Raw genomic sequence first — 24,942 nt, 5'->3', positions numbered from 1 at the left:
CGCAAACCTCACGACGGAAGCCTTGCTACCGTCAGAGCGATTTGTTTTCGAATTCATCATGGCTGTATTATTTTACGCACTATTTTTTACGATACCGTTCGTTTGCACATTGCTAAAAGCTCCTGGCTTGCCGGGGGGCGCTTAAGCGGAACAGTCCTTTCATGCCAAATTACAAAACACGAAAAAACAGAGACACTGTAACGGTAGTAAATTTCCGTCACTGTGCCTCTGTCTTTTTTGTTTTGTACACAAGAAAGTTGATGCGGAAAGCTTTGGTTCTAAAACCTGTTTGCGTACACTGGCGGTGTGGAAGGCTGTTTCCTGCCAGCGTGTAAAATATGATATGAAGTGTTTTTAAAAACTATGGCCGTTCAAAAACGTATAGCAATGTGCAAAATGAACAATTCCCAAGAAGGCACTTTTACGTGCCCTTCGGGGAATTCGTTCATTTGCACATGCAATACTGTTCATTTGCAAACAGTATTTTAAAAACCCGGCATTTCCATTCCTTACACCTGCCGGGAAACCAACGGTCAATTTTTATTTGCCTGCTATCTGCACTGGCCTTTGAAAAATCTGTCACATTTCCGAGAGTTCACAGTAATGTGCATAAATCCCGCCTTTTTTCAGCAGTTCTTCATGTGTTCCGCTCTCTGCGATCCCATTATCGGCAACAACAAGAATCTGATCTGCCCCGCGGATCGTAGAAAGGCGGTGTGCGATCGTGATTGTGGTGCGGTTCTTTGCCAGTTCTTCGAGACTTTTCTGAATCCATCGTTCACTCTCATTATCCAGTGCACTCGTTGCCTCATCTAAAATAAGGATCGGCGGATTTTTCAGGAAAACTCTGGCGATGGAAATTCTCTGTTTCTGCCCTCCTGAGAGGCGTGTTCCGCGTTCACCGACGTAGCTGTCGTATCCATCCGGCAGTGACATGATAAAATCGTGAATATTTGCTTTTTTCGCTGCATCGACGATCTCTTCCATGGAGGCCTCTGGTTTTCCGTAAGCGATATTATCCCGGATCGTTCCGCAGAACAGATAGACATCCTGCTGCACCAGTCCGATCTGATTTCGCAGACTTTCAAGTGTCAGTCCTCTGACATCTTTTCCGTCAATCGTGATTTTTCCTTCCGTCACATCGTAAAAACGTGGAAGCAACGAACAGATCGTGGTCTTACCGCTTCCGGACGGTCCGACCAGTGCGATCGATCTGCCTGCCGGAATCCGAAAGCTGACATGAGACAGTACCGGTGTCTCATCATCCTGATAATGAAAGGAAACATTTTCATAAGATACATCACCACATACATTGGTCAGTGGTTTTGCATCTTCGGCATCCTGAATATCCGGTTCTGTCTCGATCACATCGAGAAATCTGCGAAATCCGGACAGGCCTTTCTGCATCATTTCTGTCAGCTCAACCAGGATCTGGATTGGGCTGATGAAGATTCCGATGTACAGAGCATACATGGCAAGATCTGCTGCTTCCATTTTTCCGTGTGCGATCAGCCATCCGCCAAAGACCAGGGTCACCAGATACATCAGTCCCTGGAAAAACAGATTGCTGCTCATAAAACTTCCCATACAACGATAGTTCGCATCTTTGGATACCAGAAATCCTTCGTTGCTCTTCTGAAATTTCTTCCGCTCAATCTCCTCATTTGCAAAAGACTGTACGACACGGATCCCGGAAAGGGTATCCTGAAGCCTCGCATTGATATCTCCGATCTTGCGTCGGTTATCCATGAACGTTGCCTGCATACGGCGATTCTGACGCAGGGAAAAGATCAGCATCAGCACAACCAGAAACAGAAGCGGCACTGCCAGTCTCCAGTTGATAAAAAATAAGAAGATAAAGGCTCCGACAATCTTAATCAGTGAAATGAACAGATTTTCCGGTCCGTGATGTGCAAGCTCAGAAATGTCAAACAGATCTGATACGAGTTTGCTCATCATCTGACCGGAATTATGCTGATTATAATAAGAGAACGACAGTTTTTCATAATGCTCAAACAATTCCTGGCGCATATCCCGCTCCATCCTTGCTCCCATCATATGCCCCTGACACGTCACATAATACTTGCACAACGCCTGTATTGCATACATAAGCAGCAATCCTGCCCCGATAGGAAGCAGTGCCTGTAAGATCACAGCTGCATCTTTTAAAAACAGTGTTTTTGTCAGACTGCGAAGGATCTGTGGAAATGCCAGATCCACAAAACTGATAATCGCTGCACACAGCAAATCCAGAAAAAACACACCTTTGTAAGGTGCATAATATTTCACAAACTTTTTCAGTGTCTCCACTTTTATTACCTTCTTTCGTTATTATGATTGAACCAAATCAAGGAAGTCCCCTGCTTCAATTGCGAATATCCGCTTGACACGCAAGACTTATCATGCGATTCTGGTCAGCCACCATATACCAATGAATACAAAATCGCCGCATGCCTATTGTAGCATGCGACGATTCTCGTTACAACTTGAACTTCTGTTATTCAAGAGATTCTTTTATTTACTTTACTTTCGCTACTTTATTATAAGTTGCCTTTTTGCTGATTTTTGCTTTCTGAAGGTTCTTTTTCAGTGCTCTCAGCGTTTTGGATTTCATCTTCTTAGGAACTGTAACTTTCATCTTAGAAGAAGTACCCTTGAATGCATTCCTGCCAACTTTCACGATCTTTGTTCCCTTGAAAGTTACGCTTGACAGCTTGCTCGCTTTACTGAATGCATTGGAGCCAATGCTCTTGACGTTGCTTCCTATCACAATGCTCTTCAGTTTTTTGTTGTTCTTGAAAGCATTCTTACCGATCGTGGTTACTTTGAAGCTGTAATTTCCAACTTTTACTGTATCCTGGATCGTAACTTTTGTTTTCTTCGTTGCTTTCAGTTTCACTGCAGAAACCGTTCCGTTTACTGCATCAGCTTTCGTTACTTTGTAAGTAACGCCTTTTACTGTAATGGTTGTTCCAACTGCCGGAACCTGTGGTGCCGGATTATTGTTTCCGTTGTTGTTATTGTTATCATCTTTCTTGACAAGAGCTGCTTTTGCATCGCTGACTGCTTTCAGTGCTGCGTTTACTTCTGCCTCAGTAGCATCCTTATTCTCCAGAACTTTCTTAGCTTCTGCCAGTGCTGCTTTCAGTTTGCCTGCACTCTCAGCTGTGTAATCTGCTTCTTTGAATGATTCTGCTTCTTTGACTGCCTTGTTCAGCTCTTCGACTTTTTCTGCCGGTGCAGGGGTCGGAGTCGGTACCGGATCAATATCTTTTGATTTTACCGTGATGGTAACTTTGCCTGTTACACCGCTTCCGTCTTTTGCAGTTGCAATGATATCTGCACTTCCAACACCAATTGCTTTGATCAGACCACTTTCGTTTACTGTTACTGCACTTTCATTTGAGCTTGTCCATGTAACTTCTTTGTTGTCTGCATTTTCCGGTAATACAGCTGCAGCTGCCTGAGCAGTATCGCCGATCTCCAGTTCTTTCTTATCTGCTGTTACGCTGATGCTTGCTACTTTGACCGGCTCCGGATCTGGAGTAACCTGTTTTGCTTTTACCGTGATCACAAGTTCTCCTGATACTCCGCTTCCATCTTTTGCTGTTGCTTTGATGGTTGCTGTTCCGGCTGCTTTTGCTGTGATCAGACCTGCTTCGCTTACGTTTGCCACTGTTTCATCTGAGCTTGTCCATGTAACTTCTTTGTTGTCTGCATTTTCCGGTAATACAGCTGCAGATGCCTGCATCGTATCACCGACGGTCAGCTCTGTCTTATCAGCTGTTACGCTGATGCTTGCTACTTTGATCGGCTTCGGATCTGGAGTTTCACTCTGGAACGTGAATTTTGCATCTGCCCACAGTGCGTGGTCATTGTAATCTGCATCGCCTTCTTCTACGATCAGACGCAGATCTTTTACTTTGGATACATCGATATCTACGAGGTAGGACTGTCCGTTGGAGATCACATGGTCTTTGCGGTACAGCTCTTTGCCATCACCTTTGATCACATAGTTTACATCTGCTTTGTTTCCAAGTGTCTGGTCTGCACTGATACCGATGCGTGCGGTAAATCTGCTTACGCCCTTGCCTTCCAGGTTAACGCCCAGTTCTGCCGGTGCATGCATAGCCACACCTTTGTCAAAGCTCTGTTTTGTGCCTTCTACATAGACTGCCATCGGATTTCCGCATCCGCAGGCATCTCTTGTGTTTTCGAAGTATCCGCCCTGGTCAACTGTCCAGTCCATATCGGATACATACAGTTCATCCTGAACTTTGAAGTTGATCGTATAAGTCTTTTCTACACCAAATGGAGAAACGGCTTTGATGGTCGCTGTGCCAGGAACTGCTGTTGCCTGTGTAATAGTTACATTAACATCATTTGATTTTTTGATCACTTCTACCTGAGGAACCTTTCCTTCTTCGTAGCTTCCTCTTAAAAGTGTATAAGTGTACTCATTCTGTCCGTCACTGAAGTTGTCCAGTTCTTTGCCGTTTACTTTGATTCCGGTCAGCGGCATTCCGGATTTCACGTCTTCGTTGCTCTTTACCATCTTTTCTTCATCTGATGTCTGTTTTGTCAGAGGAAGGATGCTAAATGTCTGTGTATAAGTCTTTCCTGCGGAAATGATGTATTTGCTCAGAGGAGCCGGACCGCAGCTTGCATTTCCAAGTCCGCGCTGCATCAGGTCAACAGTCAGAATGGTATTTTCCTGTACCGGAACCTGATATGGATGACGGTAGGATGCCAGATCTTCTGCTTTATAATGCAGGGCTCCGGATTCCATTTCGCTGTCAGAAGATACCAGGATACCTGTTCCGTCTTCTGCTGTCAGTGCTGTCCATCTTACACCTGTGTGGTTTCCGTTTTCCTGAGGTTTTACATATTTTTTTTCAAACTGTTCGGTTACGGTGCTGTTGTATATACCAAGTTTTGCACCGGTGTTACGGTCAACATAGTTTGCCTGCGGACCATTTCCGTAGTATGTCAGCTTCTCGTAATCTTTTGCAACTGTCATCTTCATACCGATTCTTGCAATATTTCCTGCAGAAGCACTCGGTGTAACCGTATTGGTTACTACGATCTCACCATTGCCATAGATCATGTAATCAATGCTGTTCGGTGTATTTACTTCAGGAATGCTTCCTGATACATGAATGTTGACTACTTTGTCTTTCTTATCTACAGTGATGCCGTTCTCATCCAGCGTGAAGTTCTGTGCTGCATTCTTCATCGCTGTGGAGAAGGATGGGTCGTTGCTGACCGGTGCACGGTAGTAGTTCGGAACCGGTCCGTTCTCCAGCAGGCTCTTGCCGTCTACTTTGTAGCTGGTGATGTAACCCTGTGCTTTGTCGATCACAACTTCAAATGCTTTGCCGTTTGTTTTGGATGTCTTTCCGGTAACAGTGATCGCATCATCGCTCTCTGCTACGTTTACTTTATCCATGTCAGATGCACTGATCGTTGGCTGTGCTTTTTCCGGAGTGTAAGCAAGATCAAATTCTTCAAATGCAATCTCATCACCTTCATGTCCGTAATAATCGCCTGCCCACGCAGCATCTTCTTTCAGTGTTACGGAGAGTGTCAGTGTATAGTCAGAACCTGCTGTCGCACTTACTTTCGGGAAGTTTGCCAGTGTTACGGTAGCTTCTGCCTGCGGTGCGATGTTCTTCTGCTCCTCGCTAAGCTGACCGCTTCCGATCACTTTGTTATCTTCTTTTAATGTCCAGGAGACATTGTATTTGTTCAGGTTGGTGTTCAGGAACTCGTTTACAACACGGACTTTTCCGTTTGCTGCTTCACCGTCATCATAGAAGGAAACTTCCTGATGTACTTTCTTGACTTCATACAGTTCTGCGGAAGGTGTGCGGTCTGCATTTAAGATACCGTTTGCACAGAAATCATTATCATTTACCGTCTCGCCCCAGTCTCCGCCGTATGCGAAGTATGTGCTGTCTTTGTAGTTTGTTCCTTCTGATTTAATGGAAGCAGATCCAAAGTCAATAGAATAAGCTACGTTATCTTTTACTGCGTCCAGATTATCGTTTGTATTCTGGATCTGTTCCTCTGTCATAACACCTTTGATCACGGCTGCACGGTCGATTGCACCGTTGAAGGTTCTTCCGGACTGGTCTGCGGATGCTCCGATGGTGATGTCGATCGGATTGCTGGATGCATCACAGGTTGTCTTGTTGGTTCTTTGTCCTGTTGCAAGCTGTTTTCCATCGTAATACAGCTTGTACTCGGTACCGATATAAGTTGCCGTCAGACGATGCCAGTTTCCGTCTGTGAAATCAGATGGAATATCTGCGGATAAAGTACCACCGCTCCATCCGTCTACAAAGAACTCAAATTTACCATAGCGGTCAATCTGAAGGTTGTAGCCGTCGCTGTCTCCTCTGGAGATAAACGCCTGTGCGGATTTTGTAAAGTTCTCCGATGGTTTTACCCATACATCCAGTGTGATACCGGTTGTGCTGTTGGTTGCCAGTTTTGCACTGTCCGTCGCTGCATAAGTTCCCTGGATCGCTTTTGTATTGTTGCGTCCTTCGGTAACTTTTCCGTCAAATTTCGTTGCAACACCGGTGTTCGAATCTGTGATCGTGTAAGTTGTTGTATTTTCTACTTTTGTAGAAACAGACTGATCGATCCAGTCCCAGATAAATCCGCCCTGCGCATTCGGGTAGTTACGGAAAATATCCCAGTACTCTTTGAAGTTACCAAGGGCATTTCCCATCGCATGGGCATACTCAGACTGGATATACGGCAGCTTATTGCCCGTGTTTGTTACCTGACTCTTGACAGAATCTACACCCCAGTACTGGGAGGAATAGATATCTACCATGGATTTTGTGCGGTCACCCTTTGTATAGCGGTTGTCACGCTCGTATTTACGGATACGGGACGGATCACGCTGCAGGATCCACTGTGTGGAATTGTAGAAGCAGTAGTTTTCATCCATATTGTAAGCCTGGTAAGTAGCCTCATTACCAAGGGACCAGATCACTACGGATGGATGGTTTTTATCGCGCTCTACCATATTCTGGGTGCGGTCCATAACGGAAGTATTCCAGATCGGATATCCGGACGGGATGTTGCTGCTTGTCGCACCGATGTGGGACTCTGCATTCGTCTCATCACAGATATAAATACCCAGCTCATCTGCCAGTCCGTACATATATGGATTGTTCGGATAATGGCTGGTACGGATCGCATTGACATTGAACTGTTTCATCATCTTCAGATCCGTCGTAATATCTTCTTTGGAGATTGCACGTCCGTCCTGGTCATCTGTTTCATGACGGTTTGTACCACGGAACATGATCTTTTCACCGTTGATCTGTACCTGTTCCTGACCTGCTTCGTTGATATCTGCTTTGCTGATCTTGCGGAATCCGACTCTCTGAACAGTCGTCTCAATGACATTGCCGTTTTCATCTTTTAACTGAACAAGAAGCATATACAGATTCGGAGTATCTGCAAACCACTTGTCCGGATTGGTTACTTGTTTGCTTCCCCTAAAGGTTGCTCCCTTATCGTCTGCTTTCTCTGCCACACTTTCCTTTGCTGCCGGAACAGTTGCTTCGATCACCATCGGCTCAGACCACACTTTTGTCTTGCCGTCGATCTTATAAAGATCAGCAGATACGGTATATTTCTTGCCTGCTGCTGTATCATCACCGAGATTACGGATATCTGCATCCAGCGTCAGGGTTGCATCTTTATAGTTTTTATCCAGATCTGTTTTTACAAACAGGTCACGCATCTCTACTTTTGCTTTCGAGTAAAGATTTACATCACGGAAAATACCGCTCATACGGATAAAGTCCTGGTTCTCCAGATAACTTCCGGTAGACCAGCGGTAAACTTCCACAGCGATGGTATTTTCACCCTTTTTCAGATAACTTGTAATGTTAAACTCATCCGTTGTGTAGCTGTCTTCGCCGTATCCGACTCTCTGTCCGTTTACATATAAATAGAATGCGGACTCTACACCTTCAAAGGATACGAAAACATCTCTTCCATCCCAGTCTGAAGGAACGGTAAAGGTTCTCTTGTACTGGCCGACACTGTTGTTTACGGTCGGTGCTGTAACGTTTGCTCCAAGGCTGACATTTTCATAGTTCTGCCACGGATATCTCTGGTTTACATAGATCGGCTTTTCGTATTTAAAATTGCCGTCTGCATCCTTGATCGTCTGGATGGAACTTGGAACTTTGATATCATTCCAGCCTGAGGTATCCCAGTTCTCCACATAATTTTTTGCATCTGCACCTTTTGCCTGTTTTTCGCGGTCTGCCGGTTTCTGGGCAAACTTGAATTTCCAGGTACCATTCAGAGACTGTTTGTAAGCGGACTCGGATGCATCCTCATCCAGAACGGATTTCTCATTGGTCAAAGCTTTCTCTGCTGACTCATATGGTGTAAAATACGCATGAGCCGGCTCTCTGTTTTCCTCTACTGTGGCAATCTGGTCATACCACTCTTCTCCTGCGAAACTGCTGTCGGCTGCACTGACGTTCAGTGAGAAACTGCCGATGCCGGTCAGAAGCTCACCGCCAATCATGGCACCGGCTAACACTACAGACAAAATTTTCTTTCTCAAATGCATGTACATTCCTCCTTTTATGCATTTTTTCTTTTGCAGCCGTTCCGTTTCCCTTTCAGCTGCAATTTTTTCTTTTTCTTTCTCTCTTTTCGCAGACTTTTTGTCATTTTGAAAATCTCTGCGAAAAATGAAGTCCCGTCATGCGGGACTTTCGATATCCTTCATGGATACTCGTTGTGTTTATTATAGTATATTTTCTCGCTTTTGTCTATATTGACGCTGTTTAATTTTTCATATATAATTTATTTAGTAATTTTACACATAAACCATGTGCGTTCTTTGTACATTTCTTCCATTTTTTGCCGTATTGTACCGTTTTTTAATCCATTCATTTATAAAGTACTGTTTCATCATGGATTTTCAAAGGAGGTAGTGCCTGTGATGCAAAAATTTCAAACACGCCGCAGTATATTCCCGGTTCTGTTATTTCTGATCCTGTCCTGCTGTTTTTTTCATGGACAACGTATATCGGCTTTCACATCTCCCTCTGCCGACAATACAGAATTTTCTGACACTCTGCCCTGGTTTCTGACGGACATCGGTGCAGAGGAGGCATGGTCACTTCTTTCCGAAAAAAAACCTGTCGGTGTTCCGGTGATCGTTGCCGTGATTGATACCGGTGTTGATTACACACATCCGCTTATCGCAGGAAATCTTCTGGAGAACATGGCAGAAAAAAACGGCACCGCCGGTATGGATGATGATAAAAATGGCTATCTGGATGATATTTACGGAATCAATACCTGTTCACACAACAGCGATCCGATGGATGATTCTGTCGGAACGATTGCCGGTCACGGAACCCATATTGCCGGAACGATCCTGCAGACTGTCGGTGCTTCTGCAAATGAAAATCCATTCAATATCCGAATTCTCTGCATCAAAGCAGGGGATGCTTACGGTAATTTTTCGGATGAGGCTCTGATCGAGGCACTGCAGTATGCCTCTTCACGCGGAGCTGATGTCATCAATCTCTCTGTCAGTATGACCAGCTGCAGCAAGGCTCTTTATGATGCCCTGTTTGCTGCTTCTGAAAATGCTGTCCTTATCTCTTCTGCCGGCAACCGAAGCATGGGTACATCTGAAGGCTCTTCCAGGGGCCGTAGCTACTATCCTGCGGCTCTTCCTTTTGTGGTCGGTGTGATGTCTTATGGGAAAGAACATACTCTCTCCTCTTTCTCCAACTGGGATCATCTTTGCACCTCCGGTGAGGATTACGAAATTGCCGCTCCGGGCGAATCTGTTTTTTCCTCTGTGCCGGGCGGCAGTTTCGAATACAAAAGCGGCACTTCCATGTCTGCCGCAATTGTCTCCGGTGCTGCCGCACTTCTGTGTGCCGGCTGTAAAAGTGATCATCTTTATACTGCCCGGGAACTTACTTCCCTTCTGATGAACAGCGGCATTTCTGATCTTTTATACACAGACAGTTATCAGACGAAATATCTTTTTTCCAGGCTGCATCTGCCATCACTTCTGGCGTCATTTCCAAAACCACAGCTGACCTGCCAAAGTGCATCTCTGCATTATGTGGAAGGCAGCCGCGGACAGTACCGCTTTTCGTTTCTTCTCAAGAACAGCGGTGCCGATGCCGCAGATGTTTCTTTTGATGCCGGATGTTCCATCCCCGGTGCACAGATCCTCCCGGATCAGGAGTCTCCTTCTGTCATTCCGGCTCTTTCTTCCTTTGCTTACAGCGGCGTGCTGACTCTGCCGGAACATAGTTCTGACCGGGAAAAGCTGAAACTTACACTCGATGCTGCATGTTCCGGAAAAACAGCTGACTCTTTCCTATTTCACTTTCAGGCGGAAACTTCCGTCCATGCCATGGAAACTGATTTTAAAAACATTCCGCTCCAGAATATCTCGCTGTCCATTTCCGATCCTCTTGTCCTGAAAACCGGAAATTCTGTGCAGATTTCTGTCGCTTATATTCCGGAAAATACCACTGCTGACCGAAGCATTGTTTTTTCAAGTTCTGCCCCTGAGATCGTCTCTGTCTCTTCAAACGGTACACTTCACGCCAGAAGCACAGGCACGGCTGTCGTCTCGGCTGTTTCTTCTGTGGGACTGATCCGAAAAGTCCGCATAACGGTTCTCTCTGATTCAACAGATAAGGTCAGGCAGACAGAACCTGACTCTGAAATGCCGGAAACATCAGAAACTGCTGATCCTGACAAGGCACAGGATTTTTCCGGCAGTCAGAAAAAGCTGGCAGTCGGTCAGAGTATCCGCCGCAGAAAACTGAAATACCGCATCACATCGCTTCGTGCTTCCGGCGGTACGCTGTGTCTTTATGGTCTGACTGTAAAAAAGAAAACCCTGAAAACCGTTGCCATTCCGGACACGATCCGGATTGGCAAACGGCGTTTCAGGGTTACCAGAATTGCTCCGAAAACTTTTCAGAACTGTAAAAATCTGCGAAAGATCAGACTTGGCAAGTATATACGTTCCATCGGCAGACATGCGTTTCACAATATTTCCAGAAAAGCAGTTATTCGATCGTCAGGATATCGACAAAGCCGGTTACTTCAAAAACATCCATGACATTTTCATCTACGTTGCGAATCACCATATTTCCCTGGCGGTTCATCACTTTCTGTGCGGAAAGGATCACACGAAGTCCGGCAGATGAAATATATTCCAGGTTTTCAAAATCAAAGATCAGATACGTCACCCCACCGATGCTGCTTTTTAATTCTGCTTCCAGATGTGGGGCTGTGGTCGTATCCAGTCTTCCTGTCAGTACAATCGTCAGGTTGTCACCATCCTGCATTTTTTTGATCTCCATAGTTTCCTCCTTTTGAAATTTTCCATTTTATTTCAGATTTTTTTTGATGGTAAAAATATTTTTACCATCCTGATATTTATATTCTACCTTATCCATGCTCTTTTTGACAAGATATATTCCAAGCCCTCCGATTTTTCGTTCTTCTGCAGAGAGCGTAATATCCGGATCTTCTTTCAGAAGCGGATTGTAAGGATCTCCATAGTCTTCAAACGTCAGACTTACCTGCGGCACTTCCTGATCTGTTTCTATTTTTATGATTGCTTCGCCCTTTTTCTCTTTATAGGCATACGAGGCAATGTTGACATAAATTTCTTCCACCGCAATCTGGATCTGCATGATTGTTTTCATCGAACAGCTGCATGTTTCAAGTCTTTCTTCCACAAAACTCAGTACCCTCTCCAGGTTTTCCAGGGTTGCATCTACTTTCAGTTCTGTCATAGTCATCCTCCTTCCTCTCTTCTCTATCCTTTATACAGCATGGACAGCATTGTTATATCATCAAACTGCGGTGCATCTTTTACAAATCCATCCATTTCTTTACGCACGTTGTTCAGCAGTTCTTCACAGGAAGCATCCGGATTCTGATTCAGTGCATCCAGCATCCTGTCTGTTCCGAAAAGTTCATTTTCTGCATTTGTTGCTTCTGCCACACCATCTGTATACACAAAAATACTGTCTCCTTTTTCCATCTGGATTTCGTATTCATGGTATCTTGTGCCTTCCATTCCTGCCAGCACAAAGCCATGGCGGTCTTTGAACAGCTCGTAGCTGCCACCGGCACGGCGGACTGCCGGATATTCATGTCCGGCATTTGCACAGTGCATTTTCCCGGTGGAAATTTGCATAATCCCAAGCCATACGGTAACAAACATCTCCGCTTCGTTGTTTTCACAGAGCTGGTTGTTGACATTTTCAAGCACTTCTTTTGGTGAAAATCCATTCTGTGCAGAGTTTTTTAAGATGGTTTTTGCAATGACCATAAACAGTGCCGCCGGAACTCCTTTTCCGGATACATCGGCGATCAGCATTGCAATATGGTCTGCATCAACAAGGAAGAAGTCATAGAAATCTCCGCCGACCTCCTTTGCCGGATCCATGCTTGCATAAATATCGAACTCTTTGCGTTCCGGGAATGCCGGGAAAATACAGGGCAGCATGGATGCCTGGATCTGCTTTGCTATATTCAGTTCCGCACCCATACGTTCTTTTTCTGCCGTTACTTCCGTCAGATGATCAATGTAATCGTTGATCTCCTTTTCCATGGTTTTGATCGAGTCACTCAGTTCTTCGATTTCATCCCCGGTATGTATGTCCAGCCTTGAGATGGCCGACTGTACTTTTTCTGTACTGTTTTTTTCTTTTTCACTGACAAAAGATGTCGCTGCCTCTGACAGACTCTTTACCGGGAGCAGCAGTGTTTTGTTGATTCCGTATAAAATCACCAGACAGATCACAACCGTGATCATTGTCAGTACCAAACACAGATTAAACAAAAATCCATGGAGATTTTTCATAACCGCATCCATCGAAATATCCAGCATGGCCGTCCCCACGACTTCACCATCGTCATCATAAATCCCTGCACCTGCTGAACAAAGCCAGCCATATTCTTCATAATTTGTGATATATGCCGGGAAATCATAATTTCCTTTTTTCATCTGTTCTGCGTTGCTCTTTTCAAATGGATCGCATGCTCCCGGCAGACAGGCTTCTGCATTCAGCGAACCATCCACCAGATAAATTCCATAGTACGTCTCTACATCCATGTATCCGATGTAGATCGAATTGATATCATTTGCATTGCTGATCTCGTGAAGCAGCTGTAATGTCCGTTTATACGCCGGCATCTGCGGGACATTCTCAAAATTTTGATAATATGCTTCCCACTGCTCCTGCGTAAAGTTTCCAAAATCGGGAACTCCACCATTGTCCCTGCAGATGTTCCGGTAAATTTTCATCACTTCATCCCTTACTTCCGCCACATCTTCCGCATTCACCGTCACAGCCTCTGTTTTTGCCAGATTCATTGTCATTGTTTTATATTGTCTGCGGATCGTTCCGGAATACACCTGATAGCTGATCGCTGCCGCTGCCGCCATCAGAAGAACTGCTGCGATCAGAGTTGTCAGCACCGTTTTCAGTTTCAGCGAACCTTTCATCTGTTCTCTCTCCTTTCTTCGGTCTGAAATCAGACCCGTACGATCAGGGAATTAAATCCCTGATACTGCCGATAGAAAAAATCTTTTGCTTTCTGTTTGATAACAAGCATACCCATGGCATCCATATCATACGTTCCATCTTTGCTCACCTTTTCTGTTTCCATCGAAAATGGATTGAAAATTTTTGCATTATCACGGATATGAAGTTCAAATACACCATCTTCCATTGCGATAAGTGTAATCTGCATATAACCCGAATTTCCGTCTTCAAACCCTTTCTTGAAGATCAGCAGACAGAGTTCTTCAACCGTCATGGTCATATAATAAATCTGCCGGACTTTGGCATCCCACTTTTCACAGAATTTTTCCACTTCGCCAAGCACTTTTCCCAGATCTTCACTGCTGTTCCTTATCGTCACACGGAAAATACGATTTGGATCCAGCGAATCGGATAAATAATTTTTCTTTTTCCAGGCCAGAAAAATCAGAAGTGAAATGATTTCTGTGGTCGGAAATAAAAACCAGAACCACCTGATCCCAAGCGGTGCAAACACCAGTGTGCACGGGATCAGTACAGCTGCTCCCCGAAGTGTTGCCATGAAAAATGCCGGTTTTTCTTCTTCGCAGGACTGATAATAACCTTCGATTAGAACATTTACGCCTCCTGCCAGTGCTCCGACGCTGTAAATGCGGACTGCCAGATTTCCAAGCTGCATAACATCCGGCTGCGTCAGTCCGAAGATCCGGCACATCAGTGACGGGAACAGGCAAAGTACAGTGGCAGATACAATGCCTGCGGCACTGCTCCATAAAAGTCCAAGACGGCAGACTGTTCTTTTGCCTTCTTCATTATGTTCCCCACAGTATGTGCTGACAAGCGGCTGCATGGCTTTTACTGTGCCGTCATACAGATACAGGATCAGGTACGACACGTTCTGGATCAGATCAAACACGGCAACGCCATTTTCTCCGCTGTAATACAGGAGCGTATGGTTGATGATCAGCAGAAACAGAAACTGCCAGATATACTGCACCGATGTGGCAAAACCTGTCCGGAAACATTCCCACTGTTCCCGGATGTGAAACCCGGAAAACTGAAGCCGCAGTATATGCCGCTTTCTGAAAATCCCCGGAAGATAAAGGATGATTGCAATCGCCTGTCCGAGTACTGTTGCAAGTGCAGCCCCGAATGTCCCCATATCCAGAACCAGCACAAATATAATATTCATGGCCACGTCACAGAGATTTGCAACGGTAAATCCAAAACTTGCCAGTTTCTGGTTATCATCGTTTCGCAGGTAATAATTCAGAATGTAGGATATAAACAGAACCGGCATACCGGTAAAAATCGTGCGGACATACTCCCGGCTGACCTCGTAGAGCATCCCTGCATCTTTTTTTACTCCAAGAAGTGCCATAACCTGTGCAAGAAAAAGATTTCCAAAGGCTGCCAGAAATGCACTGACTGTCAGTCCTGCCAGCAGAATCTGATTAAAGTTCTCCACTGCCTTCTCTTCTTTTCCTTCTCCCATATACTTTGAGTATCTGACAGAACCTCCGATCCCCAATCCGTGTACCAGTACATTGATCATCATAAAAACCGGAAGTGCCAGGCTGACTGCCGCAAGCCCGGTAGCCCCCATACGCTGACCGATCACCACCGCATCTGCCATGTCACCTGCTGCCAGTCCGATTGCCGCAACCATTGATGGTACAAGCAGTCTTCCCAGCATTTTCCCGGTAAAATGATCTCTCTCTTTCTCTTTCATCATACCCTCCTTTCTTTTTCGCTCTCCAGATTTCTGTACATTTCTGCGGTCCTAAATGCTTTTTCATCATCCGAAGTCCTGATATGCCAAGGTCTTCTTCCCCGTTCATAAAGCAGAACTGTGGATCGGAAAGCCTGAAAAACGCCCGCTCTGTATAATATGAAATACCTGATATACTGCGGTCATGTCTTTCCAGACAGCCATCTATAGTGTCTTCCGTCAGTGGGAATCCCACAGCAAATGCTGCCGGTTTTCCATCCGCAAAGATCAGTACCCCGGACAGCTCCAGTTCTCTGTGATGCAAAAGTACTGTTTCTGTGATTCCTTCATCTTCCAGTCCCGCATATCCTCTGCTGTGGGGCTGCTGCTTTTCTTCAAAAAGCTTCAGCAGTTCCGGGTAATCCTGATCTTTCAGTGAAACGGCATAAAGCTCATGTTTCCGCTTAAGTTTCCGCAATTCCTTTCGCAGATGTGAAAACTCCCTCCCTTCCATCCGTTCCAGTGCATCCCGCTTATAAATATATTCAAAACTTTCTTCTGCTTTTTCTATGCAGAAGCACTCGGGATATTCCTCTTCCAGAAACAGCCTGTCTTCTTCCCTCATATAATACAGGCTGAAATTTTCTTCTTCCATCTGCTTTTTCAGAAATGCTTTCTTTTTTTCTTCTGCCCCACATGGGAAAAACCAGGCATTTTTTCCATATAAAGTGCTTTTCACAGCAAAAAAATCTTCTTCTGTATGCACCGTCAGTCCCATTTTTTCTTTCCATATCCACAGAGAAGCAAATGCATGGGAAGAAAGAATATGGCCGTACTTTTTTCGGATCTTTTCGATGCTTTCTTTTTGTTCAAACGTAATCTCCCCCACATAGGAAACTTTGTCTTTCCGTATTTCTTTCACTTTTCTCTATCCTTCCACTCTCTGACGTTCCACAAGCCCGGCAAAAAAGCCTTTGCGTGCAATCAGTTCCTCATAGGTTCCATCTTCGATTATTTTCCCTTCATCCAAAACCACAATGCGGTCACACTGGCGTATCGTTGAAAGTCGATGTGCGATCACAATCTTTGTACATTTCAGTTTATCAAGAGACTCCGAAACAATCTTCTGAGTCATATTGTCAAGAGCACTGGTCGCCTCATCAAAAAACAGAATTCTTGGGGCTGCCGCAACAGCTCTTGCAATCATCAGACGCTGTTTCTGACCGCCTGAAAATCCGGCTCCGCCTTCTGCGATCAGTGTGTGCATCCCCATCGGCATCTCCCTGATATCCTCGGCAAGCCCTGCCATTTCTGCCGCACGCCATGCATCTTCCATTGTCAGCCCCAGTGCTGAGATCACAATATTCGAGTAAATAGTTCCCTGAAATACTTTTCCATTCTGCATGACCACACCCATAAATTTTCTCAGTGATTTCAGATCCAGCCCTGCAAGATCTTTTCCGTCATAATAGATAGCTCCTTTCTGCGGCTGTTCAAACCCGAGCATCAGCCGCATCAGCGTTGATTTTCCGCAGCCGGTTTTTCCGACGATCGCTACATACTGTCCCGGCCTGATCTTCAAGGAAAGGTTTTCAAAAAGCATCGGCATGGATTCCTGATAGCGGAATGATACATTTGTCAGCTCAATGCCACCGCCAATCCTGGTAACGATCTGCTTCTCCTGCGAAACTTCCGGCACTTCCTGAAGAACAGGACGCAGCATATCATACACCGCACATATCTGTCCGAAAACTACTGACATGGAAGCCAGCATGGAGAATGCACTCACAAGCACGGCACAGGCAACATGGAAAGACATATAGTCTGCTGCATGAATCTGTGTACGAACCGCCCGTTCATAGATCAGGATATTGCCGATGAGCAGCACTGCCATACGCATCACCGGTTCGAGTCTTATAAAAAATGGCGGATGATATTCCAATTTTACTTTTTCGGTATATTGTTTCGCCCATTTTCCAAAAGCTCTCTGCTGTGCCCCGGAAAGACGGATTTTCTGAATCCCGAGAAAAAGGGAAAAGACAAGCCCGCTCTCTTTTGCCGAAAGTTTCACAGATTCTCTTCGCACCCGGATCTGTGCCATACTCTGCAGTATCAGCAAAACAAGAAATGCAAGCACGATCAGAAGTACCGGCCAGATAAGTGACGGTGCAAAAGCATATATCTGGACCATGCACACAAAAAAGCTGATGATTGCTGTCCCAATGACAAAAAGTGCTTCCAGTGCCAGATCGCAGATGCCATTTAAATCCTGCAGCCGCCCTGCCAGTTCTCCTGTGCTGTACTGTCTGAAAAATTTCGCCGGAAGTGTCAGCACCCGCATCATGGCCGCACTTTCCATACAGATGCTCATTCTGGTCTTCATTTTGGCAAGCAGCATCTGCTGTATCGTCCGAAAAAGGATCGTCACGATACCGGTTCCAAGCAAAAGAACCGTACATGACAGAAGCACGTTCAGACCGCCCGGGAAAATTCCTTTCTCAAAAATCAGCCAGTTTGCACACACCGGGAAAATCCCGATCATGGAAACAGCTGCCGCCGCAAACAGCACTGCCACAAAATCCGAAGCAGACATAGTCCTTATCGCATACATGACCAGTTCTTTTGCCTGAATTTTTTTTAAAGGCAGTGGTTTATAAAAACACAGGGCAGTTTCTGCAATCTGATCTGCATTTTTCCCGCTCACTTTTACTTCTCTTCCGGTTTCCTCATCTACAAAAAGGTAACCTCTTGCACCATCCGGGATCAGTGCCACCGCTTTCTGGCTTTTCCGGTAAATCCCAAGCATGGCTCCCGCAGCGTCTTTATACCATTCACCTCGAAGTACTACCTGCCTGTGCATAATGCCGGACGGCCTTAACAGATACTCCAGAATACTCTCAAAATCTTTCAGGCTTCCCGGTATTTCTCTTGGTTTTACCCGGTAGAATGCCAGAATCCTGCCGATCGCTTCAACCGCCACGCTGCGTTCGTCCTGCATACTGTTCCAGATACGCCCTCTTCCCATAACAGCTCCTGCCATTCCCTGCAGAGCATCTGAAAATGCCATCTCATCCTGTTTTACTTTCTGTTTGATCTGTTCATCAAACCAGCCCACTTTCTCACCTCCATTGACATATCTTCTGTCAGGTTCCTCTTATTCACTTAAAACAAGCTTTGTATAAAGACCGCCTGCCTCCATCAGTTCTGCATGTCTGCCTCTCTCTGCAATCTTTCCTTTATCCATGACAATGATCTCATCACAGTCCTGGATCGTTGAAAGCCGATGTGCAACTACAATACAGGTGATGCCCCGTGCCTTGATCGAATTTACCACATCGTATTCTGTTTTGGCATCCAGTGCTGAGGTCGCTTCATCCATCAGGATGATCGTCGGATCCTGTGCCAGCACACGGGCGATTTCAAGCCTCTGTCTCTGTCCTCCGGAAAAATCCCTTCCTCCATCGAGAATCCGGTACTGATAACCACCATCACGGTTCATAATATCTTCATGCAGCTGTGCATCCCTGGCCGCCAGGATCATTTCGTAATCTTCGATCGTGGAATCCCACATTTTAATATTATTTGCGATCGTATCTTCAAAGAGAATAATATCCTGATCAACAACCGCCAGCGATCCGGTAAAGACCTGATGATGAATCTCAGATGCTTTTTTTCCTCCGAAAAGAATCTCTCCTTCCCATGGCTGATACAGTCCGCAGATCAGTTTCGATATCGTAGATTTGCCGCAGCCAGAAGCTCCGACGATTGCCACACGCTGACCCGGCTGAACAGAAAGGTTAAAATGTTCGATCAGCGGATCGGAAAGTTTTGAATAGCCAAAGGTAACATCCTTTAATTCTACCGAGCCGTCCAGTTTGTCATATTCTCCTTCTTCCAGAAGCGGATCCTGATCCGTAAAGGGATCCGTCGGATACTCCAATACATCTTCTACCCGCTCCATATTGCTTCGCATCTCCTGCAGATCCTTGCCTGCCGAAATAAAATCTTCAACTGGCTCTCGAAATGCCAGCATAAATCCCTGAAAGGCAAGTACCATGCCAACCGTAAATCTGCCCTGCATCACAAACCAGGCTCCAAGTGCCAGGATCAGCGTATCAGATATGGAAGAAACAAGCATCGGGATCATGCCCATCAGCGTACTGACTTCTGTATAACGCGTTTTCTGCGTATTGACCGATGCCTGTATTCCTGCCCATTTTTCAAAAAAGCCATTGTCTGCTCCGCTTGCCTTGATCGTCTCGATCATTTCAATGCCCGCATACGTTATGCCGTCCAGATTTCCCTGATCCCGCATCATAACCCGTGTGATATTGGTGCGTTTTTCTGCAATTTTCTGTGCTGCCAGTACATTAAGCAGCGTGGAAAAAACACCGATCAGTGCCAGAATCGGACTGTAACGGAAGATCACGATCAGATAAAAGATCAGCATCAGAAAATTTAAGATCATCGGTATAAACGTCTGAATCAGTTTCGCAGCAATATCCTGGTTTGCCTTCTGTCTGGCGGCGATATCTCCTGCCATCCGCTGGGTGAAAAATTCTACCGGCAGGCGCAGCACATGCCACATAAACTTTGCATTTGCTGAGACTGCGAGTTTTCCGCGGATTTTCCGAAGCTTATCCTGCGAAATCCAGGAAAGTAAAATCTGCAGCAGCGTCACCCCTGCAATACCGACTGCAAAAAACTGTATCCATTCTCCTGTCTGCCCCTCAAGAAGGCGATCTACAAAAATGCTGGAAAAAATCGGCTGCAGGATCGAGAGAAAAGCAAGTGCCGTGGAGATCAGCAGCAGGTACAGTCCGATACTTTCCGTACCCCGCAGGCGTTTTTTGCAAAATTCCAGCATACTTTTCTTCGTGCCGCCCATCTGGAAATCTTCGCCCGGCTCAAAAGTCAGACAGACACCTGTAAAACTTTCATCAAATTCTTCCATCGAAACTTCTATACAGCCTCTCGCCGGATCATTGATGCATGCTTTTCCTTTTTTAAATCCATTGAGAACCACAAAATGCTGAAATTCCCAATGGATGATACATGGGAATGTCGCCTCTTCCATCAGTTCTTCCATCTCATAGCTAAAGGCCTTCACCTTCAGCCCATAATCTTCCGCTGCCAAATAGATATTCTGGGCATTTGATCCGTTTCTTGAAACTCCGCAGGCTGCACGCATTTCTTCCAGAGGAACCCACCGCCTGTAATAGGCAAGGATCATGCAAAGAGATGCTGCTCCGCACTCCAGTGCTTCCATCTGCATGACTGCCGGCACTTTCACTGCTTTTCTCTGTGGTTTTGGAATCGTTTTTTTCCTTTGAAATCTGTATTTCATAGCAAAGTGCCCCCTTTAATGAAAAAGATATCGCATCGGGCTGACACGGTCCGTCACGATCGACACATCCGTCATGCCATCTTCGCCTTTACAGGAAATGCTCACCCGATACCTCCATTCGTCTTCGTTGATCCCAAGTGCATGCACCTCTTCTTCTCCGCCAAGCTCTTCTGCCATGCTTTTATAACTTTCCGGAAGTTCTGCAACAGATTCTACTTTTCCTTTTTCTGTTCCTGCCGCCACACTCATATTTTTTTCCACCTGTGCTGCCTCTTCTTCTGTCAGATAACAGAGCATGATCCCATTTCTGGCAAATGCCCGGGAATCCACTGTCACATCCAGTGTTCCCAGTGATGCCCATATCATAAAGGATAGGATCAGCAGAAAAACTGCCCCGAGGAACAGAAAACCTGCCGGATGTGTAACCTTGATATAATCATCCAGCTGTTCCGGATCAGAAATTTTTTCCACACTCTTATCCCTGAATATTTTGTTCTCCATACTGCTCCTTTCTCCACACTTGTGTCTCGATCAGTTTCATAAGTTCTCCCGGTGCATCCTCCGTCAGAAAATGCTTCTTTCCGCCAAGGTTATGCACATGATAAGATACTGGAAGCCAGGTTCTCCATTTTTTATATTTTTTCCGATAACCTGCCGTCAACGGATCTTCACTTCCGAAAATCAGTGTTACTTTTCCCTGTATGCAGATCTTTTTTCTTTTTTTTATGTAGACTGCACTTTTTCTTACATCCCTTCGGAAACTCTCCAGAAACCCATCTCCAACCTGAAACTGCTTTTTTCGGATCTTCTGCAGCAGGATCCTCACTGCCTGATCCGGCAAAAGATCCCATATGCTGAACACGCTGCCTCCCATAGAAATACCTTCATACGGAAGTGCCTCACAAAGTATCAGTCTTTCCAGCTTTTCTTTCATTCTTCCGGCAAGCTCCAGAGCAAGTGCACTGCCAGCACAGTCTCCAAGAAGATATATTTTCTGATATTTTTGCAATACCTCCAGCTGCATGATCTCGCCTGCCATCTCTTCAATGCTTTTTTCGCCAAAAACTGCCGGAGCGACTGCTGCAAGATCGGCTCTGCCGGTGAGCAGATCCTGCATCCTCCAGAATGCCGCCGGACTTCCGCCTGCAAACGGAATCATCAGAAACAGCACTTTTTTTTGCTCCATCCTGAGAAAAGTCACTGCTTCCTGCCCCACTGCGTCTGCTGCCGTTACTTTCATACTCTGCTGTGCCAGCTGACGGATCACCGGATGTGCACAGATTCCTGCATATTCCAGAAAAATCCCATAACGCTCACATTCTGCCTGGAACCGAAGGATATCCAGCGAATCCATGCCAAGATCCAGCAAATTATCTTTTTCTGTGACCGTTCCGCCATCCAGCAGCTTCTCTGCCAGATGTATCATGATTTCCTCTTTTCGCCGGATCTCCCAGTCTCCGGAAAGTTTTCTTCTCACTGTGCGTTTCTTTTTCTTTTCCAGATATTGCCGCTTCAGTTCCCTGCTGTCGATTTTTCCGTGTTTTCCAAGCGGAAAGTGTTCAACACGGACTGCTTCTGAGGGCACTTCATAATACGGAAGTTGTTCCGCCGCTTTTCCTCTTACTTCTTCTTCTGTAACATTTCCTTCAAAAAAATCAACCAACTGTTCCCGGATGCACAGTACAATATGCCGGCTTCCTGTAAAAAGCTGCTCAAGGCTCTTCTCGACTTCGCTTAAATTCACCCGCATACCTCGAATTTTCACCTGGCGATCCTTCCTGCCAAGATAGTAAAGATATCCATTCTGTTTTAAAACTGCCAGATCCCCGGTGCGGTAAGAAGGAATCCCGTTTTCTTTATAACCAATCCCTGTCAGTTCGCCCCGGATCACCAGTTCGCCCATCTCATCCGGCGGCAGAACATCTCCTCTGTCATTCTGTACCGTAAGATTTGTATTCCAGAGCGGTCTCCCGATCGGAATTTCGCTTTCTTTTCCACTACACCGGTAAAAGCTTACATCAATAGTGCATTCCGTTGGCCCGTAAAGATTAAAAATCTCCACTTCACTCCATAAAGTTTTTGCCCTTCGGATGTCCTCTGCCTTTGCCGCCTCACCGGAAAGAATGATGCACGCCAGATCTGGAAATTTCCATTTTCTGCGTTCTGCCATGGAAAGAAACTGTTCAAACATGGATGGCACAAAATGCAGCATCGTCACGTGTTCTTTCTGCATGATCCCGGCAATTTCTTCCGGGGATGCTTCCATTTTATCATCTGTCAGAACTTCCACCCTTCCAAATGCCGGAGGCAGCAGAAGTTCCCAGTTGGAAACATCAAAAGTATTTCTTGTCTTCTGAAGAATGACCTGCGTGTATTCCTGTAAAGTATCTTCCATCCATTCCAGGCGGCAGCTTAAAGACCGGTGCGAAATCTGCACTGCCTTTGGCTCTCCGCTTGTCCCGGAAGTATACATCTGATATGCCGCATCTTCCGGACAAATCTTGCAGCATTCCAGGCTGCTGTACCCTGTTTGTGTTCCACTGCTTTTTCCCAGAAGCTCTTCTTCCATTAAATAAGATTCAAGAAATGCATCCGTCAGCATCATGGCACATTGCCCTGCCAGTTTTTCTTTTCTGATTTTTGCATCGTAAATGCTGACCGGAAGATAAGCACAGCCGCACAGCCATACGGCATACATAGACGCCGGAAGAGATGGGCTTCTTTTCAGGCAAAGTCCGATGATCCTGCTTTTTGCAAAATTTGCGTGCTTTTTGATCAGCCCTGCGATTGCCGTAACCAGCCCGTGAAAATGCCGGTAAGTCCAGTGTTCTCCGTGCCAGATAAGGATTTCCCTCTCCGGATATGTTTCTGCCATTCGCAGATAACGTTCTGCAAGAGACTCTCTGTATTTCCAGCACATCTCTCCCTGAAACTCTGCGATCTGCTGCTTTTCTTTTTCTTCGAGCAGCTGCAGATCCCCGATTTTTGTTTCCGGATACGAAACAATCTGGTGCATCAGAAAGACCACTCGGCGGATCAGTCTTTCCGCTTCCTCTTTTGTAAATATATCTTTCTGATATCTGATGATCAGTTCCAGATCTTTTCCGTCATCATTTAAAAACAGTTTCAGCGGAACTTCCACCGAGCCTGCCATATATTCCGTACAGGAACCATCTTTTGGCGATGGAAGATAACGCACCGGACGATAAGAAACTACCAGATCAAACTTACCGTAATCTTTACGCTTCCCTGCCGCCTGCAAAGCCAGTTCTTTTTTGATCTGTGCCGCATACTGCCCGGCTTGCATTGTAAAATCCGGTTCCAGCAGAATGCTTTTTGTATCCACATACATCCCGATCACATTCCGCTCTTCTGCTCCCCGGTTGATCAGATTTCTGCCAATACTCAGAGTATTGCAATTTTTCAGCCTGCAAAGCCCAATTGTCAGTGCTGCATACAGCAATGACTCCACTGAAATACGCCGTTTCCTGCAAAATGCATTCAGTTCCTTATAGTCAAATCGCTTATGATACCAGCTTATTCTCTTTTCTGCTGCAATTTTTACGATTTCTGCAATATTATCCTGTTTTTTTTCCGTAAGCCAGCCTGCCAGAATCCCGGCGTCCGGTATCTGTACCCTTTTATCCGGGAAAACTTTCTGTTTTTCATCCGGAACGTTTTGTTCTTCTTTTTCCGTTTTGTTCTCTTTGCAGGCAGTATCCATTCTCTCTACTTTTTCAAGGAACCTCCGGTCTGTCTCAAAAGTCTCGATCCCTTTTTCCAGATCTTCATAAATCTTTTCTATTATTTTTACAACCAGAGAAATCGCATAACTGTCTGCAATAAGGTGATGAAATTTTCCATATACAACGTTCTCATCTCGCAGACATAAAATCCGGAATTCAAACAAATGCTCATCATATATATGAAATGGCTCACACATCCATTGCTGCACGGCAGATGCCATTTCCTCCCTGTCCGATTTCCTGCAATCATATATTTCCGGTTCATAGGAAAAAATCTGCTCAAAATACTGTTTTCCATAGCGGTTCATCCTGAGCCAGAAAGCACTCTGCGTCTGTACATAAATCCCGACTGCCCGGGCCAAAATATCTGCATCTTCTTTTCCGGACAGTCTTAAGATTCCTCCCACATTACAGATATCCGTACCGTTCCACGCCTTCTGTATCTGCCATATTTTTCCCTGTTCCGGTGTCAGATTATAATTTTCAGGCAAAATGCCTCTCCTCCTTATATACAGGGAAAGCCCCTGTCCATTTGTCCATGGA

At 45.5% G+C, this 24,942-nt stretch carries 13 protein-coding genes; 2 read left to right on the top strand and 11 right to left on the bottom strand.

Annotated features, from left to right (window positions below; all coding sequences use genetic code 11):
* Positions 1 to 201: hypothetical protein (locus tag GPK60_RS10730; RefSeq protein ID WP_215659985.1), on the top strand; the 201-nt coding region annotated here is incomplete at its 5' end.
* A gap of 378 nt (positions 202 to 579) precedes the next feature.
* Here the strand turns inward: GPK60_RS10730 and GPK60_RS10725 are convergent.
* Both GPK60_RS10725 and GPK60_RS10720 read right to left on the bottom strand, forming a co-directional pair.
* Positions 580 to 2,310, bottom strand: coding sequence for an ABC transporter ATP-binding protein (locus GPK60_RS10725; protein WP_022118366.1), 1,731 nt, complete (start codon positions 2,308 to 2,310; stop codon positions 580 to 582).
* A gap of 208 nt (positions 2,311 to 2,518) precedes the next feature.
* On the bottom strand, positions 2,519 to 8,614 hold the full coding sequence (locus GPK60_RS10720) for a glycoside hydrolase family 2 TIM barrel-domain containing protein (RefSeq protein ID WP_215659981.1): 6,096 nt from the start codon (positions 8,612 to 8,614) through the stop codon (positions 2,519 to 2,521).
* Positions 8,615 to 8,992: 378 nt separating this feature from the next.
* Between GPK60_RS10720 and GPK60_RS10715 the strand changes: the two genes are divergently transcribed.
* The gene (locus GPK60_RS10715; RefSeq protein WP_252191375.1) at positions 8,993 to 11,155 is read left to right on the top strand and encodes a S8 family serine peptidase; all 2,163 of its coding nucleotides are present in this window, start codon (positions 8,993 to 8,995) and stop codon (positions 11,153 to 11,155) included.
* Here the strand turns inward: GPK60_RS10715 and GPK60_RS10710 are convergent.
* Genes GPK60_RS10710 through GPK60_RS10670 form a run of 9 tightly spaced genes read right to left on the bottom strand, consistent with a single transcriptional unit; the run spans position 11,103 to position 24,890 of the window.
* Positions 11,103 to 11,399, bottom strand: coding sequence for an STAS domain-containing protein (locus GPK60_RS10710; RefSeq protein WP_215659975.1), 297 nt, complete (start codon positions 11,397 to 11,399; stop codon positions 11,103 to 11,105). The two genes, GPK60_RS10715 and GPK60_RS10710, sit on opposite strands and share 53 nt — an antisense overlap.
* A 27-nt stretch (positions 11,400 to 11,426) precedes the next feature.
* Positions 11,427 to 11,837, bottom strand: a complete 411-nt coding sequence (locus tag GPK60_RS10705) for an ATP-binding protein (protein WP_215659972.1) — start codon at positions 11,835 to 11,837, stop codon at positions 11,427 to 11,429.
* 23 nt (positions 11,838 to 11,860) lie between these two features.
* Positions 11,861 to 13,558, bottom strand: a complete 1,698-nt coding sequence (locus tag GPK60_RS10700) for a PP2C family protein-serine/threonine phosphatase (RefSeq protein ID WP_215659969.1) — start codon at positions 13,556 to 13,558, stop codon at positions 11,861 to 11,863.
* Between the two features lie 29 nt (positions 13,559 to 13,587).
* Entirely contained in the window at positions 13,588 to 15,327 is a 1,740-nt protein-coding gene (locus GPK60_RS10695; protein WP_215659966.1) for an MATE family efflux transporter, read from the bottom strand.
* Positions 15,233 to 16,228, bottom strand: coding sequence for a phosphatidylglycerol lysyltransferase domain-containing protein (locus GPK60_RS10690; protein ID WP_215659963.1), 996 nt, complete (start codon positions 16,226 to 16,228; stop codon positions 15,233 to 15,235). The genes GPK60_RS10695 and GPK60_RS10690 overlap by 95 nt, the downstream gene beginning before the upstream one ends.
* 6 nt (positions 16,229 to 16,234) lie before the next feature.
* The gene (locus GPK60_RS10685) at positions 16,235 to 18,421 is read right to left on the bottom strand and encodes an ATP-binding cassette domain-containing protein (protein WP_215659961.1); all 2,187 of its coding nucleotides are present in this window, start codon (positions 18,419 to 18,421) and stop codon (positions 16,235 to 16,237) included.
* Between the two features lie 39 nt (positions 18,422 to 18,460).
* Positions 18,461 to 20,653 (bottom strand): NHLP family bacteriocin export ABC transporter peptidase/permease/ATPase subunit, encoded by a 2,193-nt coding sequence (locus tag GPK60_RS10680; protein ID WP_215659958.1) that lies wholly within the window; start codon positions 20,651 to 20,653, stop codon positions 18,461 to 18,463.
* A 15-nt stretch (positions 20,654 to 20,668) separates the two neighbouring features.
* Positions 20,669 to 21,154 (bottom strand): hypothetical protein, encoded by a 486-nt coding sequence (locus GPK60_RS10675; protein WP_215659957.1) that lies wholly within the window; start codon positions 21,152 to 21,154, stop codon positions 20,669 to 20,671.
* Positions 21,129 to 24,890 carry an AMP-binding protein gene (locus GPK60_RS10670; RefSeq protein WP_215659955.1) on the bottom strand — a complete coding sequence of 1,254 codons (3,762 nt, stop codon included), beginning with the start codon at positions 24,888 to 24,890 and terminating at the stop codon, positions 21,129 to 21,131. The genes GPK60_RS10675 and GPK60_RS10670 overlap by 26 nt, the downstream gene beginning before the upstream one ends.
* Positions 24,891 to 24,942: the final 52 nt, after the last annotated feature.

It is taken from the genome of Ruminococcus sp. MCC718, from assembly GCF_018783905.1.
In the GTDB taxonomy this organism is placed as follows: Bacteria; Bacillota; Clostridia; order Lachnospirales; family Lachnospiraceae; genus Hominisplanchenecus; species Hominisplanchenecus faecis.
Note: the sequence above shows the minus strand (reverse complement) of the source record. Positions and strands in the feature narration are given on the sequence as shown.